Here is a 19,292-nt window from a genome sequence, read left to right on the forward strand (position 1 = left end):
CGCTTGGAAAACGAAGAGGTAATTGTTAGCCGACTAATCAACAAAGATAAGAGGGCTTTTGAATATGTGTTTAATGAATACTATACCACAATGGTACTGTATGCAGCTCGCTTTATGGATACAAGGGAAGAGGCGGAAGAGGTAGCTCAAGACGTTTTCGTGAAATTCTGGGAGAAGTGTGATTCTTTATCACCAGACTCTTCTGTCAAAAGTTACCTGTATCGTTCTGTACATAATTCTTGTTTAAATACACTAAAACATGAAAAAGTAAAAGATGGCTACCGACAGCATGTGATCTATGTGATGGAATCATCTTATCAAAATGAATTTAAAGATGAAGATCCCGATTTCCTGAGAAAGCGTATTAGTGAAGAAATTGATAAGTTACCTCCTAGGTGCTCAGAAATATTTAAATTGAGTCGTTACGAAGGACTTAAATATCAAGAAATCGCTGATCATCTGGGAATCTCCGTTAAGACTGTTGAAGTGCAAATGGGCAAAGCATTAAAAGTGTTAAGAGAAACGCTACAAGATTTGAAAAACCTTCGTGATGCGGGTTAAGACCTTCACTATACTTTTTTTGTTTTTTTCTTTCGGCTTTTCCCAGTCAAGAAAGAACGATCGAATTAATGCCTCTTTTCTCAACACTCCATTAGAAGACGTCTTTGATACTTTAAGTGCTCAAACAAATTATTTTTTCAGTTATAATTCTGATATTTTACCTAAGGGAAGCCTTTATACAATTTCAGCCGATAACCTTCCAATTGATCAGTTTTTATCGCGATTGCTAGTGGGCACAGGACTCAAGTATTCTTTCTATAAAGACCAAATCATACTGAACTACGAGCCTCCACAGCAGCAAGCGATTAAGAAGAAGAATTTTTTCACCCTTTCAGGGACAGTATACAATGAAGAAGGTCAGCCATTGAATAATGCTAATATTTTTCTTGATGGAACGACTATAGGAATGTCAAGTGACATTGATGGTAATTACAAATTAGAATCAATTCCTCCTGGTTTTTACAATGTTGTTTTTTCGCATGTTGGATATAAAAATGCAGTTTATGAGCTTTCAGAGAACAATGGAGGAGCTCGTATCCAAGACCATCAAATGGAGTTGGATTTAGGTCAATTAGAAGAAGTTCAGGTTATTTCAGATAGAATTAGTCAAACAGCCATTAGCTGGCAGTCCCACTATTCTACATTTATGGTAGAACTACTAGGGCAATCAAAACAAGCAGAGAACTGCGTAATTGAAAACCCTGAAACATTAAATTTCTCTTATCATAGGTTAGACGAAACACTCAGAGCATATTCACAGTACCCGTTGCAAATCAGAAATGAAGCTTTGGGATATCGAATCAGCTATTTTCTTGAATTTTTTCAAAGAAAGGATACTGACCTTAGATTCAGAGGTAAAATTCGATTTAAAAACCTCGAACCAACGAATAGAGGGGATATAAGAGAATGGCGGAAAAACAGAAAGGAGAGTTACAATGGATCATTCAATCACTTCAAAAAGTCTTTATTGAATGGAGAATTAAGAAAGGAAGGTTTTAGAATTTACAGCTTGAAAAGCCTAGAGAATTTTGAAATTGATAAAAAACAAGAATTGACTGTATCAGATATTATTGTTTTTAAAGGAGATCATTACGAATTAGATTTTAAAAACCACCTCATTATTGAATACAGAAAAGAGAAAGAAAGTATGAAGTTCTTAGAAAATAGTGATTTTGTACATTTGATGTATGCCAAGTACATCAAATCAGGACGCTTAATAAAGGATCCAGGAGCTCAGATATCGGTATTGAAGTTACTAAAAGGGTCAGTTAAACTCGATTTGTCGGGACAAATTATGGATCGTTTTGCAGTGACGACCTATGGCTACTGGTCATGGGAGCGTACTGCGGATTTGGTACCGATTAATTATGATCCTGCATTTGATAATTTATGAAAAAAATTAGGGGTATAGCAACTGTAAGTTGTTAATAACCAGACGATAACAACAAAATGGAAGAAGTACTAGCAAAATATTTTTCTGGGGAAGCGTCAAAGGACGAAATTTCCTCTGTGGAATCATGGAGATGTGAATCTAAAAATAATGCCAATACATTTTTAGACGTAAAAAATGCATGGTTGGCTACTCAGCCTAAAGAGACCCCACCTGAGCATGTTTTAGGTAAAATTCTGGATGAAAAACCTAAAGGAAAGCAAGCGTCTTTCATGATGAGTACTTGGATAAGATACGCAAGTGCTGCAGTATTGATTTTAGCAATTTCCTTACTATTTATTTTAAATCAGGATTCCGGGCAATCTATCTATACAAGCCAAAAATTAGACGATGGAAGTGTTGTTGCCTTACATGGTGATTCTGGGATTGAAATATTGAAATTTAATGATAGTATTCGCGAAATAAGAATTATTGGTAAAGCTTATTTTGATATAGAAAGAGATGAAAAGAGACCTTTTGTTATTCATACTGAAAATGCGAAAGTTCAAGTTCTTGGTACTTCATTTGTAGTAGATGCATATAAAGGGAATACTGAAGTTTGTGTTGAAACAGGACTTGTGGAATTAGTAAAGAGTGATGGTGTTGCTGTTAAACTTGAAATGGGAGAGATGGGTCTCGTGTCGACTAACAATAAAGGTATAATAAAGAGAAATAATAATGACCTTAATTATCTCGCCTGGAAAACGAAAGTTATCACATTTAACGAATCCAGTATGTCCGAAGTGAAAGAGGTCATTGAAGATGTATATGGGATAGAAATGAATTTTGAAAATCCTTTATTTCAGAACTGTAAATTAACTGCCAAGTTCAATAAGAAAAAAGCAAAAGATGCTATTGAAATTATAGCACGAACTTTTGGGATTGAATATGATTATTCTAACGGCAAAGCGGTGTTAAAAGGAAAAGGGTGTTAAAACCACCCTTTTTTAATCAGGGAATCCATTTAATATTACTAAAGTTGGGCTTTCGCTTCTCTAGAAAAGCATTTCTACCCTCCTTTGCTTCATCTGTCATGTAAGCTAATCTAGTGGCTTCTCCTGCAAAAACTTGCTGTCCTACCATACCATCATCAGTAAGATTAAATGCAAACTTTAGCATCTTGATAGAGGTAGGGGATTTAGCAAGAATTTCTTGAGCCCATTGATATGCTTCATCTTCCAATTTTTCATGTAGAATAACGGCATTTACCATCCCCATTTCATAAGCTTCCTGAGCTGAGTAATTTCTACCTAAAAAGAAAATCTCACGAGCCCTCTTTTGACCAACCATTTTCGCTAGATAGGCTGAGCCATAGCCGCCATCAAAGCTAGTAACATCTGCATCAGTCTGTTTGAAAATAGCGTGCTCTTCGCTAGCTAATGTTAAGTCGCATACAGTGTGTAAACTATGACCACCGCCAACAGCCCATCCAGGAACAACAGCAATTACTACTTTTGGCATAAACCTGATTAATCGTTGAACTTCCAGAATGTTCAGACGTGGCATGCCATCGTCATCAACATATCCTTGATGGCCTCTTGCATTTTGATCCCCACCACTGCAAAAAGCCCAACCTCCGTCTTTCGCAGAAGGACCTTCTCCACTCAATAGCACAACTCCAATATTTACATCTTCCCTTGCATCTAAAAAAGCTTTGTAAAGCTCAGCTACAGTCTTAGGACGAAAGGCGTTTCGTACTTCTGGTCGATTAAAAGCTATCCTGGCCACTTTACCAAATTTCTTATAGGTAATATCTTCAAAGCCACTAGCAGTTACCCATTTAATTGTTGATGCACTCATTGATGTGTTTTTTTAGATCTTTAAATATTTGTTGGTTCGTTTCTGGATCTGTGAAAACTTCTAGAACCTTGGTTGTTGAAGAGGCCTCATAGAACGTGCTTAAATGAAATTCCAGTTCCCTTTCATTGTTGGCAGTAACGTATTCTAATCCATTCTCTAAGCAAATATATTCTGCTGTCTTATTATGTCTGGTTTCGAAATAGTCTTCCAATTCAGGTAAAGCGGACGGACCATCTATCAATCGAAAAATCCCTCCTCCTTGATTATTTAAAATGATGATGCGTAGGTTGGGAGTTCGGTAATTATGAAAGAAGGCGTTTCGATCATATAAAAAAGCTAGGTCGCCCGTAATAAGAGTATTTATTTTTGATGAAACTAAACTTGTACCTAGTGCTGTTGAAGTGCATCCATCTATTCCACTAGTTCCTCTGTTTGCGTAACATTCCACTCCATTTTTTATACCAAACAGATCAGCATAACGCACAGACATTGAGTTGCTTAAATGTAGATTTGAAGAATCAGGTAACGCGGCTAAGGCTTGAAGAGCAGTTGTTACTTCGGAGAAAGTAGCAGTAGCGCAAAAATTGGAAATAGCATTTTGTGTTAATTCCTCATAGTTCTTCCAGAGTTCTATGAAATCGGTAGCTAGATCATCAAAGCTTGCGAATTTTAACCAATCCTTCAAAGAGTATTTAATTAACTGAGGAGAAGACTTATAGGTGTCTACTGAAACTCCGCCCGCATCAAAGTGCAAATGTTTTTTGGGTGAATTTTTCCTTAAGAAATGCTTCAGTTTTTTTGAAAGAACCGACAATCCACTAGTTAAAAGTAGGTCTGGCTTTAATTCTGATTGATTATTGATAAAACCATCTACATGCTGGATGCCAGATCCAAGGTTGTTTAATGGTGATCGAACAACTGGAATTTTTTCAGATAGTATGGATAGCATACTATTGAGTTCTCCGTCCACCGGAAGTTGACCAACCAATAAAAGTGGTCTTTCATAATTTGAAAGATCAAAATTCCTGCTTTCATCCGACCTTTGATCTTCCACCTGATCACGGAATACAACCGGATTGAAAGATAGATCATCATCGACGGATGGGTAGAAAGGTTCTCTGAAAGGAATATTGATATGAACAGGCCCCAAAGGTAAGCGAGTACTCAAACGAATCGCTTCAATGATTGAAGATTGATAATCATTTGCTTCCTTCTTATTTTGAATAATGGGAAGCTGAAATGAGTCTTTCACATGGTTTTTCAATGACTCAAACTGACGGATGGTTTGACCGTCACGTTGATCGATTAGTTCAGGAGGGCGATCTGCAGACATCACAATAAGTGGAATCTCACGATAGTAAGCCTCAGCAATAGCAGGAGCGTAGTTCAATAAGGCTGAACCACTTGTACAGCATAGAACTACAGGTGATTTTGTTTCTTGGGCGATTCCAAGAGCAATAAAACCGGCTGATCTTTCATCAGGAATAATCCATTTTTCAATATCGTCATACCGAGCAAAAGATATGGTTAAAGGCGCATTTCTGGATCCAGGAGACATTACAGCATGCCGTACACCTAGTTGATAGCAAAGCTGAGAAGTATTAAAAACTGTAGAATGAAGCATCAGTTTTAAAGTAATCTTTTCAAAACGTTCATTTTCATTTCAGTCTCTAAGTATTCCTTTTTAGGAATAGAGTCCTCGGTAATTCCAGCTCCGGCATAAAAACGAATCTTGTTTTCGCTCAATCTCATACATCTGAGATTGACAAATAGATCTGTTGATCCTTCAAAGTTTATAGGGCCTAAAAAACCAGAGTAGAATTCACGATTATATTTTTCTACTTCTTTGATCCATGGTTTGGTATTTTCGATAGGCATACCACAAACCGCTGAGGTAGGATGGAGGAGTTCGAGCATTTGATCTGCCAATTCATCAAACCCTAGTTCACTATAGTCAACAATAAACTCGGTTTTCAAATGAGCAAGATTTCCTGCTTGGATGGTTTTAGGACCATGCTCATGGAACTCTCTAAGTCTTATCTTCTTGAAACAGTTTATGATATATCTGCTCACCAAAGCTTGCTCTTCAATTTCCTTTTGTGTCCAGGCAATTTCTGAAAGCTCTTGCCCTTCTTCTAATGCTTTTGTTCCTGCTAGTGAAACCGTTCTAAATTGATTAACACTATCGGAGATCAAGAGCTCGGGAGATGCCCCAATCCACACTCTTTTTCCGGGAATATGAGAGATACTACAAAAGGCATTTTTGTATGTAGAGCATATGGTTTGAAAGAACTCCCAGATTGAAAAACCAGCGGGTAAGGGTTCATCCTTATACCTGGAGAGTACGATTTTTTCAAAAGAACCATCCTTAATCTCCAAAATAGCTTGTTGAACTGCTTCTTCGAATTCGTTTGAAGAAAAGATACTTTTTTCGCTTGAATCAACAGTTTTTGTGAAAGAAGGATCGTTCATCTGCTTAACAAACTCATCAATCTCTGAAGATTTGACATTTGGATTGATCGAAGTTTGATTGTCTTTGACAACTATATCTGCTGATATATAATAAGGTTTTATTGGGTGGTTGTCTGCATATTCATTTATTAGAAAACCAGCACCTATTTCAGATAGTTGAAGATCATTCGATTTGACAGTGTTATTGAGTGAAATAATTAATTGAATACTCACGTCATTAGGCATTTTCCATGCTGCGAAAGCAACACCAGCCTTTTGAAGTTTATTAAGGAGAATATCTCCTTGATCTAAGTTCAATATTTTACTTAATTCCCACACTACTTTTTATCAAGTATAGCCATCGTTATTCTACTTACGGCAACTAATTGGTTTTCTTCATTTTTCATTTCAATACTCCAAACATGGGTGCCTCTTCCCAAATGAATTGGAGTTGCTTTTCCAGACACTATTCCACTACTAGCTGATTTGATATGGTTTGTATTTATTTCTAGCCCAACAGCGTGCTGTTTGTTTAGGTCAATGCAAAGAGTAGCACCGACACTTCCCATCGTCTCAGCGAGAGCAACTGAAGCTCCCCCATGTAACAATCCCATTGGCTGCTTTGTTCTGTGATCGACAGGCATAGTTGCAATTAGATAGTCATCTCCAATTTCTGTGAATTGAATACCGAGATGTTCTACCATACAGCCTTCCGACATATGATTAAGTGCATCCAACTCGATGTAATCAGGAAAAATTTGTTCTTTTGCCATCTTATCGGCAAACCAACGTAAAGCAGCATTGAAAAGCAAGACGATTTATTTACTTAGACACGGAGAAACGGATTTCAATAAGAAAGGAATGGTGCAAGGCAGAGGTGTCAATGCGTCATTGAACGACACGGGTAGAGAACAAGCTAAAAAGGCAGGAAACGTATTTTCTAAAACACAATTGGATCTCATATACACTTCCGCTCTGGTTCGAACGCACGAGACAGTTGCAGAATTGAATACAAATGGCGCACCAATTAGGAGTCATGAGGGTTTTGATGAAATAAGCTGGGGAAGTCAAGAGGGTAAAGAAGCATCTTATGATGCAAAGAATTTGTACGCTGATACGGTAAATGGATGGAGAAGAGGAGAATTAACTTTAAATGTAGGTGGTGGTGAAAGCCCTATTCAAGTGATGGAGCGTCAAAGAATAGCTATGGAAGAAGTTTTGGAAACAGGCGCTGAAAGTATATTGATTTGCATGCATGGACGAGCCATGCGAGTGTTACTCTGCTGGCTACTAAACTATCCATTAAATTATATGGATGGATTCCCTCATAATAACTGTTCTTACTATGTATTGGAAAATAGAGATAACTCATTCACTTTAAAGGAATTTAATCAGACGAGACATTTGAGTTGATGGAAGCACTTTATATGCTCGAGACTCGCGAATGACCACTCTTGATTTCGAAAAATACCTAAATCAATAGTTACTTTCCTAGTACATACTTGATACCATTAAAGTGAATTGATTCGAAATCACTTATGACCAGATCTGCATTGCTATAGTCTTGATTTTTAGTGTGTTCACTGTCAAAGCCCACACAGAATATTCCAGCACTTTTAGCAGCTTCAATACCATTCGTAGCATCTTCAATCACCATGCATTCTTCAGGCTTGAACCCTGTTGCTTTGGCTGCCTTGATGAAAATTTCAGGATGAGGTTTGGAAGCTTCAAGGTCTGCTCCGCTAATTTTAGCTTTGAAATAGCGATCCAGATCAAAGCGTTTGAAAACTCGATTTATGCTAGACATAGAGGAAGATGACGCCAATACGAGTGTCAGACCATGGTCATAATAATTCTGAATTAACGTTCGCACACCCTTGATGAGGTCAAAATTTTTATCATTTTCGAAAATAATATCATAGTGTTTGCGCTTAATGGATACGAGTTCTTCTGGCTCTTGAGACACACCAAAATGATTCTTTAGTTGCTTACACAAATTAATTGTGGACTTCCCGGTAAGGGAGCCATAGAGTTCTGCCGATACTGAAATATCAATCTCATCAAACATAGCGTAATAGGCTCGATGGTGCAGTGGCTCACTATCTACAATTACTCCATCCATATCAAAAATTATGGCCTTCAGCATACTTTTTTTTCGCGAATATAAGTTTAGTGGAATAAACGAGAGGCATGAAAAGATCGTAAAAGGTGTAGAAACAAATTCGTAAAGAGCGACTTTAATTATTGTTAATAAAATATTTTGGTCTCATTCTTGCTTCTATTGTAATACTAAAATCAATACCTTCTTTTATGAAAAACACCACTTACAATAATATAAAAATAGCCATGGTTGCTATTTTTTCTTTTTTGATCTTTAGTCCATCATTTTCTCAAACAGAAGAACTTATGGGGTCATATAACTTTCTACTTGACGAAACATGTGAAGAAAAAACTACTTGTTCAACGCAAGTCGGGTGGATTCCAATGCCGTTTGGTCCTTCAATACCTTATTTCTACGAAGATTGTGTAACAACGACCTGTTAATAGACCTTGGATTTTTTCTGGTAGATTAAAAAAAAGGTTACAAATCTCAAGATTCATCCTAATTGACTTAATCTTCAACTCACTAGTCTGGCTTTTCTGTTGTCAATTGATTTACATGAGCAAGTCCCATTTTAATCTCTCCCCAGGTATAACTATCAGGTAGCGCACCTTTAATTTCTCCAGATTTGGTTAAACCTTGTTCATGGCATTTAAGAATTGCCTTTAGCTTGGCTGGTTTTAAGAAGTCCGTCACATCTAATTCCCCTTTTTCGACATACTGAGCAAGGTGACTTTCAATAGTACCTTCTACCAATCCTCTTTCCTCGGCAATTACTTTAATCGATTTGCCTTCTTTATACATTTCAAAAGTGATCTCAGCAGTTGATGTTTTGTCTTTAGTAGCAGACTTTGCAACTTGTTTCAATTGATCATTTTTTTGAAGTTTATCCTTCGTAAGTGGAACACCTTCGTTTACATGTTGAACCAACAAGTTGAGCTTTACAATAGATTTAAGCTGATCCGTGAATAAATCCTTGACCTCAAGCAACTCAGCTCGATATGTTTTGGCTTGTGTTTGAGTTTTTAAAAGCCGATACTGTGATTGGATTCGTTCAATGATTTCAGAAAGCTTTCCATCAAAATAATCAGCAGCTTTTACCATCCGTTCAGAAAGCTTAGATAAATCATTTGCTTGAAGAATACCGTGAGCTTGACGTGTAAAAGATTCTCCAACCCCTTTTAAAGGAAAAGTATCATTGATTAGCTCATCAGTCCAAGGAAGATACTTTTGTTTTAATGATCTATTCTCATCCTTATTGAAAGTCTTTTTGTGATCAACCAGTTCTCTAAGCATCGGGTCAAGAAGAAATGCTCGACTCACAAATTCTGCTATGAAGTTTATTTGATCCCTCTCAAATTGCTTGTTCAGTTTATCCATTCCCTCAAACCCTTCGATGTATTGCTGCAATTGTGCATCAATTGATGGCGCTCTTTCAGGTAATTTTGATGATAAAATAAGACCTTCTAGAGAAGTCAATCTTGAGAGAGCAACATATAGCTGGCCAGCTGCAAACGAATTCTCTACATCCAGAATAGCCTTTTCGAAAGTCAGTCCTTGACTTTTATGGATAGTGACTGCCCAAGCGAGTTTTAGAGGATATTGTTTGAAAGTACCAATGACTTTCTGATCTACTTCTTTGGTCGCTTTATCTAAAGTGTATCTGATGTTTCCCCATTCATATTGCTCTACAGTCACTTCATCACCATTTTCAAAGGCAACTTCAATTCCGGATGATAGGCTTGTGACTTCTCCAATCTTACCATTAAAAAACTGGCCTTTACCTGTAGGATCGTTTTTAATAAACATTACTTGAGCTCCTTCTTTAAGTTTCAACTCTAAATCGGAGGGAAAAGCATTTTCGTTGAAGTCACCATCAACTTCAGCATGAAAGGAAACAAGCTTGCCTGAGAGTTCATCTAAATGTGTAGAATTGATTTTATCAGCTTTCTTATTGTGAGTAGTTAAATGGATATAGCCGTCCAATTCCTTTTTATCTACTTCAGCATCATAATGCTCATTAAGAAGTAAAATATCATCATGGATAAGTTCATTGTGCCTTAACCTATTCAGCAGTTCGATGAATTGATGATCACTTTGTCTATAGACCTTTTGCAGCTCTACTCGAATTGGAGGGTTTTCTTTTAGGGCCCTTGCTTCAAAAAAGTAAGGAGATGAATAATATTGTTTAAGCAACGTTGATTCATCATTTCTGACCACAGGAGGAAGTTGCATAAGGTCTCCAATGAATAGAATCTGAAGCCCTCCAAATGGATCAAAACGCCTCTTTCTTAGATGTCTTAAAGTAGCATCAATACAATCAAGAAGGTCCGCTCGAAGCATACTCACCTCATCAATGATTAGCAACTCAAGTTCATTAATGAGTTTTCTTTTCTGCGCACCAAACTTAGCTCCTTGAAATAGAGATGACGGAGTATTCACTTGAATACTTCGCTCCATAAAAGGAACATCCTCAGGGAGATAGACTCCAAAGGGTAGTTGCAATAAAGAATGTAACGTAACTCCCTCAGCATTGATGGCTGCAATACCTGTTGGCGCTGCTACAGCAGTGTTTTTATAAGTATTTTGAACAATTTCTCTAAGAAAAGTAGTTTTACCCGTACCTGCTTTTCCGGTTAGAAATATGTGTCGATTTGTCGTGTTTACATAGTTAGCTGCCAAGATAGCGGCATCACTTGCTTCATTCATAAGACGAATATACATCGATGAATTAATTCTGTACATGATGAATAGATGTCGGCTATATTTATAATTCGATCATGGCCAAGCAAAAAATACATGCCGAAGTAGGAAAAAGGGTGGTGGACCTTTCCAATCTGGAAAAGGTACTTTATCCCGATGATGGCATTGTCAAAGCGGAGGTTATTGAATATTACTTAAAACTTGCTCCAACAATTCTGAATCACATACGTGGAAGAGCGCTTTCATTAGTGAGGTACCCTGATGGAATTTATGGAGAACAATTTTTCCAAAAGCATCGACCAGATTGGACCCCTGACTGGATAGACTACAAGAGATTAGGACAAGAGCGAAAGAAAGAATATGTGGTGGCGAAAGAAGAAGCAACCTTAGTTTGGTTGGCCAACCTGGCGTGTTTGGAAATCCATCAGATTCACAGCTTTTCAGAACATAGTGATAAACCTGATTATATAGTTTATGACTTAGATCCTCCTGAGGACGGTTCCTTACCTCTAGAAGACCTCAAAGAGATTGCTTTTTCTTTGAAAGAACATTTAGAACGATACAATTACCATGTTTTTGTAAAAACTACAGGAGGAAAAGGACTACACTTAGTTACTCCAATTGAGGCGATATACTCGTTTGAAGAATGCTTTCAAGCAGCCAAAAAGATTGCTTCAGACTTTATTAATAAGCACAGTAGAACTACACTTCATATAAAGAAAGAAGCGCGAAAAGGAAGGGTTCTGATTGATATTTATCGAAACAGGCCCTCTCAGACTATTGTATGCCCCTACAGTCTTAGAGGAAGGCAAGGAGCAACCGCTTCAACACCGATCACATGGGAAGACCTAGAAGACCTAGAAGACCTAGCTTTCTGGAAGATTGATACTACACTAAAAAAGGTCTTGGAAGAAGGAGATCCTTGGGAGCAAATAAGAGGGTGGGCTGTTCCTCTACATACTGATAAGAGGGGGGTAGTAACGAAGGAAATGCCTCCTAATAAAAAGCACAAAACACCAGAGCAGTTAACCGATTACGAAAAGAAACGTGATTTTAATAAAACTCCTGAACCACTTTTATCAGATAATGAAATACCAGGAAGTCGCTTCTGTATTCAGCGTCATCACGCCTCTCATCTGCATTATGATTTAAGATTAGAGCAAGAAGGAGTGCTTAAGTCTTGGGCTATTCCAAGAGGAATGCCACCCGTACCAGGCGTAAAGAGATTAGCTGTTCAAACGGAGGATCACCCACTCAAATATTTAACCTTTGAAGGCGAAATACCTAAAGGAGAATATGGTGGTGGAATGATGTGGGTCTATGCCACGGGGCGATATGAAATCACAAAAATCAAGAAGGAGGGATTTTATTTTAGGCTTTCAGGTAAGCAATTAAGTGCAGAATACCGCATGCATTTGATGAAAGACAAAGAATGGTTGCTAGAAAGAGTGGATACACCACAACAAAACCTGCTAGAGCAAATTATTAAGCCAATGCTGGCAGATGCTTCTAAGAAAGTTCCAAGGGGAGATTATTATTATGAAATAAAATGGGATGGTATACGCGCGTTGATTTACCTGAATGAGGGACAATTAACGATTTACAGCAGGAATGGGAATGATATCACAGAACAATTTCCTGAATTAAATGTACCAGAACAAGCATTTAGAATTAACAACGCCATTTTTGATTGTGAAATAGTTTGCCTGGATCAAGAAGGCAAGGCGAACTTTAAAAAAGTGATTAAGCGCCTAATGAGTAAGAAGAATTTTGATCAGGAATCAAAACGATCTCCTGCGTATTGTTATTTATTCGACTGTCTTTATTTGGATGGGCGCTCTTTAATGAATGATCCTCAAGATCGAAGAAGGTGGTGGATGATTGACTCTGTAAGGGTAGGTGAGACTAATTATCGTGTTAGTCAATCAGAAACAGATGGGAAAGCATTGTTTGAAGCAGCCAAGACTCATGGTATTGAGGGTATTGTAGCTAAGCTTTCAAATGCTAAGTATGTTTCAGGAAAGCGAAGTGATGCCTGGGTAAAGGTTAAGGTAAAAGAGACACTCGATTGCTTCATTATCGGGTTTACGCAAGGGCAGGGTGAGAGAGAACGATATTTTGGATCACTTCAATTGGCAGAAACAGTGGGAGAAAAGTTGATTTATAGAGGAAGAGTTGGGACTGGGTTTGATGAAGCTATGCTTAAAAACCTGTCAAAAAAGTTTATAGATAAAATTTCAATTGAAAAGACAATTGAAGAAGAGGCACACGAAGAAAAAAATACCGTATGGTTAAAGCCAGAATTAATATGCGAAGTGGAATTTTCTATGCTTACAGACAATGGAACTTTAAGAGATGCTGTTTTTAAGAAGCTGATTGAATCTTGATGGCCTGATAATAGTCTCTTAAACTTGGTTTAGAGTTGTTAAGAGACTATAAATAAGCCAATTTTAATTGATTACTTACCATACAATATAAATGAGTTGATTTTTGATAATGAGTAGAAATAGTAAAGAGTAGTATGATACTTACCTTTGGAAAATATGGCATCTGAATACGCTGAAATCTTACGAGATATAAAAAGTGGATCTTTTTCACCCGTTTACTTTCTTCAAGGGGAAGAAACATTCTTTATTGATAGTATTATCAATGAAATTGAGAGCTCAGCCTTAGATGAAAGCCAGCGAAGCTTTAACCAGATCATATTATACGGAAAAGATACAAGTCTGGTAGATGTGATCGGAGCATCAAAGAGATATCCGATGATGGGAGAAAGACAAGTGGTGATTGTCAAAGAAGCTCAGGAAATAAGGGATTGGACAAAAGAAGATGGACAGAACCTTGTAGTGAACTATCTGGAAAACCCCTTGACTAGCACAATTCTGGTATTTGGATATAAGTACAAATCGGTTGATAAAAGAACCAAGTTTGGGAAGACCGTTGAGAAGAATTCTGTCTTCTTGAATGCGAAGAAGCTTTATGATAATCAAGTACCTGATTGGATTAGAGGCTACTGTAAGACCAAAGGTGTGAGAATTCAGGATAGTGCCGTCATGATGTTGTCTGAGAATATCGGTAACAATCTTCAGAGGCTGGCTAACGAAATCGAAAAGTTGTTATTGAATGTTAAGGGGGATCAGGAAGTAGATTCAGCAATGGTTCAGAGATATGTAGGAATAAGTAAAGACTATAACATCTTCGAACTCCAAAAAGCTTTAAGTGCAATGAATAAACTGAAAGCTCATAAGATTGCAGATTACTTTGGGTCTAATCCCAGCAACAACCCACTGGTTTTGACCATTTACAGTCTTTTCTCTTATTTCAGCAAGCTTTTATTAGTTCATCACTCAGATAACAAAAACGATAAAGCAATTGCATCGTTAATTGGAGTTAATCCATTTTTTGTGAAAGAGTATTTACAAGCAGCAAGAAATTATCCACTTGGAAAAGTGGTTCAGAACATAAAACATTTGCATGAAGCAGACATGCAATCTAAAGGCATTGGGTTTGCCACAAAAAAAGAAGGTCCTGTTTTAACAGAATTGGTATATAAATTGATGAATTGACACAATTTAGTGTCAAATTTTCGTTGCATTTGGTGGTCAAAAATTATTTAGTATTGAGAAAATTTCTATTTCTACTGCTTGTGGGTCTTATACAGACTATATGGGCTCAAAATTCCATTGATAGTAAGCAATTTTCTGAGCTATCGGCATTTGAGGAATTTCAAGCTCGAAAGTATCAAAGCGTAATAAGTGAGTTTAATGATAACTCAGAGAAATCATCTGACGAAGAAATCTTATTGCTACTTAGTCAACTAAAGACTGGAAATGGTTCTACAAGATCAATCGAAAACTGGCTTGAAAAAAATCCAAAACACCCGATTAAGCCATTAGCTTATTTTCATTTGGGAGAATACTATTTTTATCAAAAGGATACAAGTAACAGTAAAAAGAATCTTATCAAGGTAAATGGACAAGATCTTACTACGAGAGATCGTGCCTCATATGGATTTGTGTACGGAGTATTGCAGTTAGATGAGGCTAATTATAAAAACGCGAAAAACTTATTTCAGTTTGCACGAAAACATCAATTTGAATCATTAGCACGGCTCAACTATTATGAAGCTTATGCAGACTACCATCTAGGCAATGAGGAAGCTGCCTTAAATGGGTTTGAAAAGTCTAAAGATTCCTATGAGTTTGGCTCCTCATCCAAGTTTTTTATAGCTAAGATTCTATTGGAAAAGGACCAAATAGATGAAGTCATAGCTCTTGCTCAATCAGAACTATCCGATGAACAATCCATTACGAACTCGGCACTTCATCAACTTGTAGGAGAAGCATACGCACAAAAGAAGGATGAAGCTAAAGCTGATGCCTACTTTGAGCGGGCCATTGAGCTTCATCCAAGCAAGCCTTCGGCAGCATTGTATTATCAAGCTGGTGTAGCCAAATTTAAAATAGGAAATGAAGATAAAGCAATAGAATTCCTCACAAATGCTGGACTACAAGGAGGTGAATACGCGCAGCTAAGTGCTTTTCAGCTTGGAAGACTATATCTGAAGAAAAAAGAACTTGAAAACTCGCTGGCAGCCTACATTGAAGCTTCAGCTTCAGAAAATGACATTATAAAAGAAGAGTCTTATTTCTATGCCGCTACTATTAATGCTGAACTTGGCCTCTTTACAGAAGCCATCAATTATGCTGATGATTACTTGAAACTTTTCAAGGAAGGACGCAGAGAGCAAATCCAAAACTTGATAGCACAATCCTATCTTCGAACATCTAATTTTGATTTAGCTATAGCACATCTTAATCAAGTAGGAATTTCGAACCAAACCCAGAAAGAAGTATATCAAAAAGTCACCTATCAAAAAGCAACGCTATCATTCAACGATGGTCAATTTGCAGAGGCCGATATGTGGTTCAAAGAAAGCCTAAGATTTACCCTTGATCAATCCTTAAAAGACCTATCAAACTACCATCTAGCCGAGATTGCCATGAAAGCCAATGGCTATGATAGAGCCATAAGTTATTACAATGCTCAATCTTCCAAAGATGCACTTACAAGATATGGATTAGGTTATGCCTATTTCAATAAAAAGCAATACAAGGACGCCATTCCTCACTTTAAAAGTGCGAGCGTTTCCTCCACGGATCAAAATATTAAAACAGATGCAAAAGTAAGATTGGCAGACTGTCTCTATGCCACTAAGTCATACGATCAAGCCTTGAGTATATATTCACAATTATCAACTTCCAGTGGCTCTGCATATTTAGTTTTTCAAAAAGGAGTTACTCAAAAAAACTTGGGAAAAGATGAAGATGCCTTGCAATCTTTTAGGAAAATATTCACATCTAATAGATATGGTGCAGAAGCTCGATTCCAAGCAGGAATGATTCGGTTTGAGAATGCAGAATTTAAGGAAGCTGAATCTTATTTTAGTCAGGTAATTAAAGATCATGCCAGCTCGTCATTCGTACCTCAATCACTTCTAAATAGAGGAATTTCGAGAAAAAATCTAGGCAATCTAGAGTCGGCTAAGAACGATTATGAAGCTATTCTTGATAAATATATCGATAATGAAATTGCTTTGAATGCTATTCTGGGAATGCAAGAATTACAGCAAGCTGGTCTCAAGATTAACAAACTAGACAAATACATTGAGCAGTATAGGCAAACAAACCCTAAAGATGGTAGCCTGGAGCTGGTTGAATTTGAAGCGGCCAAACGTCTATATTTTGATTTTGCCTATGATGATGCAAGTGTGGCATTTAAAAAGTATTTGGAAAATTATTCTGCAAGTCAAAATAGAAGGGAGGCTAAGTATTACTTGGCAGACTCATATTATCGAACAGATAAGTTAGAAGAAGCCAAACCTATTTTTGATGAACTTAAATTCGTTAGAAATTCCTTTACAGGACGAGTGTTAACAAGGCTTGGAGACGTTAACAAAAGGCAGGAGTTGTTTGAAGAATCAATCGAAGTATACCAATTACTCATTGATTTGAATCTAACACCCAAGGATACTTACAATGCCAGACAAGGGTTAATGCAAGTGTTTTTTATTGCGGAACAGTATAGTCAAGCAGTTTCTATGGCTGATGAAATTATAAAAGCTGATTGGAAGCCTTTAAATGCCGAAAAAGAAGCTTTGATTTTAAAAGCTAGATCATGGTTTTTGTTGGACAACATGCAATTAGCTAAATCTAACTATAAAGAATTGGCAGAGGGTAATGATGTTTATGCAGCGGAAGCAAATTATTATTTAGGACTTATGCTGTTTCAAGAATCTAAGTATAAAGAATCATTGGATTTACTATTTGACCTTAATTCCAACTTTGGAAACTATACAGATTGGGTAGATAAATCTTATTTGTTGATTGCAAAAAATTATGTTGAATCGGATGAATTATTTCAAGCAAAAGCTACTTTAAGATCAATTATTCAACATTCTGAAAATGAGGATATTAAAAACGAATCAAGAGCTATTCTTGTGCAAATAGAACAAGATAACTCTACAGCAGATTCTTTGATAAGAAAAGACTAATGATGAGAGTATTCACTTCAATTTTAATAGTGCTGTGCGTTATCGCATCTCACGCACAAACTGATAGCACAAAGACTGGTGAGATCATTTCTGGTGAAGTAGTTATTGAAAAGAACAAAGAAATTCTTCTACCTAAAGCAGACAAAATTTTCCTGAGATCAGTTCCCAAATCATTTTTGAACCAACCATTGAATCTGACTTTTGACGTCAAAGAGCCTTCATTTGAGTGGCCAGATTATAAGTCTGATGTTCCTTTTCAATCCATCGAAGAGACCTATCCAAAAGCTCAATATCAAAATTATATCAAGGCTGGGTATGGAAATTTTAGTTCACCATTACTCGAGGTGGGTTTTTTTAAGATGTTTGGAGATTTTGATACCAAGGCTAGACTATTTTATGAAAGCTTCAAGTCTGGACCTGTGAACGGCGATAATAGCGGAAGTTCTGATGGAGGTATTCAATTGTCATCTACATACAAATCAAAAACCATTGCTATTACCCCTCTACTTTCGTTTCGCAGTAGAACCTATCGGTTTTATGGAAATTCAGATCGTGTAAATACAGGATTTGATTCAACACGATCACCTAAGGTTTTACTAAATAACCTGGCATTTTCTATAGGATTAAAAGGAGGAAATGAAGACATTAGTTACTCTATTAAACCACATTTCTCTTTCATAAATGAAGATGAATCCGACAGTCCTCTTTTTAATGAAGAATCTACAATAGGTGTTAATGGAATGTTTAATTACGGAATCGATGATTCTTTTACTACCGGCTTTGATCTGGAAGGACTGAGTAGTTCATATGATGGTGGAATATCATATTCAAGGTCTTTAATCAATGTAAATCCATGGGTGAAATACAAAAAGGATAATTTGTTGATTAAGGCAGGTTTTATTCTTTCTTCAGGTAAGGTAGCGGATGATTCTAAGACTGGTTTTTATCCAGATGTAAGAGTGGATTATGATCTTTCTGATAAATGGCTTATTTATGGAATTTTATCTGGAGGGCAGACATGGAATGGATTACAAGAATTACTAAACGAAAACGAATTTCTGGATGACTCACTAGCGATCTCGCATGTTGAGTATACCTATAAATTCGGCGGAGGAATTAAAGGAAGTCCAATCAAAAACCTATTGTTTGATGCTAGCTTGATTAGTAGCTCAACCAAGGGACTTCCATTTTTTGTCCCATCAATTAATGATTCTTCAAGATACAATCTAGCTTACGATACAGAGCCCGTTAATATTATATCGCTTAAATCGAGTGTTTCTTATATGCCAACAGCCACCAGTATGTACGGAGCTAGCCTGGAAATAAATGGCTATTCTGTAAAGACGTTGGACCGCCCTTGGAATAGGCCCACGTACATATTTAAAGCACATACAAGTCATAATATCAAGGAAAGAATTATCGTTTCAGCCTACCTAAGTAGCATGGGAGGCATTCGTTCTCCTGCCAATGTAAACTTTGGATATGTCAATCTATCTGCGTTTGTTGATGTGGGATTAGGAGCCAAATACCTAATAACTGAGCGTGCATCTGCATTCATTGACGTAAATAATTTGCTTAATAATGAATACGAACGATATTTGGGGTACCCGACCCGAGGACTCGCTTTTAAAATTGGTGGTCAGTACCGTTTCTGATACTAATATTTCCTAGTTATTAATTTTATTTTATCTTGG

General features: G+C 37.0%; 14 protein-coding genes. 8 read left to right on the plus strand and 6 right to left on the minus strand.

Translation table 11 applies throughout. The features are described from left to right. Positions 1–3 precede the first annotated feature (3 nt). Genes ABJQ32_00575 through ABJQ32_00585 form a run of 3 tightly spaced genes read left to right on the plus strand, consistent with a single transcriptional unit; the run spans position 4 to position 2,925 of the window. Positions 4–561, plus strand: a complete 558-nt coding sequence (locus tag ABJQ32_00575) for an RNA polymerase sigma-70 factor (protein ID MEP5288107.1) — start codon at positions 4–6, stop codon at positions 559–561. After that, positions 551–1,954 (plus strand): carboxypeptidase-like regulatory domain-containing protein, encoded by a 1,404-nt coding sequence (locus tag ABJQ32_00580; protein ID MEP5288108.1) that lies wholly within the window; start codon positions 551–553, stop codon positions 1,952–1,954. The genes ABJQ32_00575 and ABJQ32_00580 overlap by 11 nt, the downstream gene beginning before the upstream one ends. A 56-nt stretch (positions 1,955–2,010) precedes the next feature. Further along, the gene (locus ABJQ32_00585; GenBank protein MEP5288109.1) at positions 2,011–2,925 is read left to right on the plus strand and encodes a FecR domain-containing protein; all 915 of its coding nucleotides are present in this window, start codon (positions 2,011–2,013) and stop codon (positions 2,923–2,925) included. A gap of 16 nt (positions 2,926–2,941) precedes the next feature. On the opposite strand, the gene ABJQ32_00590 is transcribed toward ABJQ32_00585, so the two are convergent. The 4 genes from ABJQ32_00590 to ABJQ32_00605 are packed head-to-tail and all read right to left on the minus strand — an operon-like array spanning position 2,942 to position 7,014. Beyond that, the gene (locus tag ABJQ32_00590) at positions 2,942–3,790 is read right to left on the minus strand and encodes a 1,4-dihydroxy-2-naphthoyl-CoA synthase (GenBank protein MEP5288110.1); all 849 of its coding nucleotides are present in this window, start codon (positions 3,788–3,790) and stop codon (positions 2,942–2,944) included. Further along, positions 3,771–5,414, minus strand: a complete 1,644-nt coding sequence (gene menD, locus ABJQ32_00595; GenBank protein MEP5288111.1) for a 2-succinyl-5-enolpyruvyl-6-hydroxy-3-cyclohexene-1-carboxylic-acid synthase — start codon at positions 5,412–5,414, stop codon at positions 3,771–3,773. Before menD ends, ABJQ32_00590 begins: the two co-directional genes overlap by 20 nt. A gap of 5 nt (positions 5,415–5,419) precedes the next feature. Then, on the minus strand, positions 5,420–6,559 hold the full coding sequence (locus ABJQ32_00600; protein ID MEP5288112.1) for a chorismate-binding protein: 1,140 nt from the start codon (positions 6,557–6,559) through the stop codon (positions 5,420–5,422). A 20-nt stretch (positions 6,560–6,579) separates the two neighbouring features. Next, a complete protein-coding gene (locus tag ABJQ32_00605) occupies positions 6,580–7,014 on the minus strand; it encodes a hotdog fold thioesterase (GenBank protein MEP5288113.1) in 435 nt (144 codons plus the stop codon). Between the two features lie 28 nt (positions 7,015–7,042). On the opposite strand from ABJQ32_00605, the gene ABJQ32_00610 reads away from it, so the two are divergent. Continuing rightward, positions 7,043–7,654, plus strand: coding sequence for a histidine phosphatase family protein (locus tag ABJQ32_00610; protein ID MEP5288114.1), 612 nt, complete (start codon positions 7,043–7,045; stop codon positions 7,652–7,654). Between the two features lie 70 nt (positions 7,655–7,724). On the opposite strand, the gene ABJQ32_00615 is transcribed toward ABJQ32_00610, so the two are convergent. Further along, entirely contained in the window at positions 7,725–8,387 is a 663-nt protein-coding gene (locus tag ABJQ32_00615) for an HAD-IA family hydrolase (GenBank protein ID MEP5288115.1), read from the minus strand. A 480-nt stretch (positions 8,388–8,867) separates the two neighbouring features. After that, positions 8,868–11,087 carry a helix-turn-helix domain-containing protein gene (locus ABJQ32_00620; protein ID MEP5288116.1) on the minus strand — a complete coding sequence of 740 codons (2,220 nt, stop codon included), beginning with the start codon at positions 11,085–11,087 and terminating at the stop codon, positions 8,868–8,870. 35 nt (positions 11,088–11,122) lie between these two features. On the opposite strand from ABJQ32_00620, the gene ligD reads away from it, so the two are divergent. The 4 genes from ligD to ABJQ32_00640 all read left to right on the plus strand — a co-directional run bounded on the left by ligD (position 11,123) and on the right by ABJQ32_00640 (position 19,253). Continuing rightward, complete coding sequence (ligD, locus tag ABJQ32_00625) at positions 11,123–13,432, plus strand: non-homologous end-joining DNA ligase (protein ID MEP5288117.1); 2,310 nt, start codon at positions 11,123–11,125, stop codon at positions 13,430–13,432. A 156-nt stretch (positions 13,433–13,588) separates the two neighbouring features. Next, the gene (gene holA, locus ABJQ32_00630) at positions 13,589–14,611 is read left to right on the plus strand and encodes a DNA polymerase III subunit delta (protein ID MEP5288118.1); all 1,023 of its coding nucleotides are present in this window, start codon (positions 13,589–13,591) and stop codon (positions 14,609–14,611) included. A gap of 53 nt (positions 14,612–14,664) precedes the next feature. After that, positions 14,665–17,598, plus strand: coding sequence for a tetratricopeptide repeat protein (locus ABJQ32_00635; protein MEP5288119.1), 2,934 nt, complete (start codon positions 14,665–14,667; stop codon positions 17,596–17,598). After that, on the plus strand, positions 17,598–19,253 hold the full coding sequence (locus tag ABJQ32_00640; GenBank protein ID MEP5288120.1) for a hypothetical protein: 1,656 nt from the start codon (positions 17,598–17,600) through the stop codon (positions 19,251–19,253). The genes ABJQ32_00635 and ABJQ32_00640 overlap by 1 nt, the downstream gene beginning before the upstream one ends. Positions 19,254–19,292 lie beyond the last annotated feature (39 nt).

The sequence above is a fragment of the Marinobacter alexandrii genome (assembly GCA_039984955.1).
Classification (GTDB): Bacteria; Bacteroidota; Bacteroidia; order Cytophagales; family Cyclobacteriaceae; genus Ekhidna.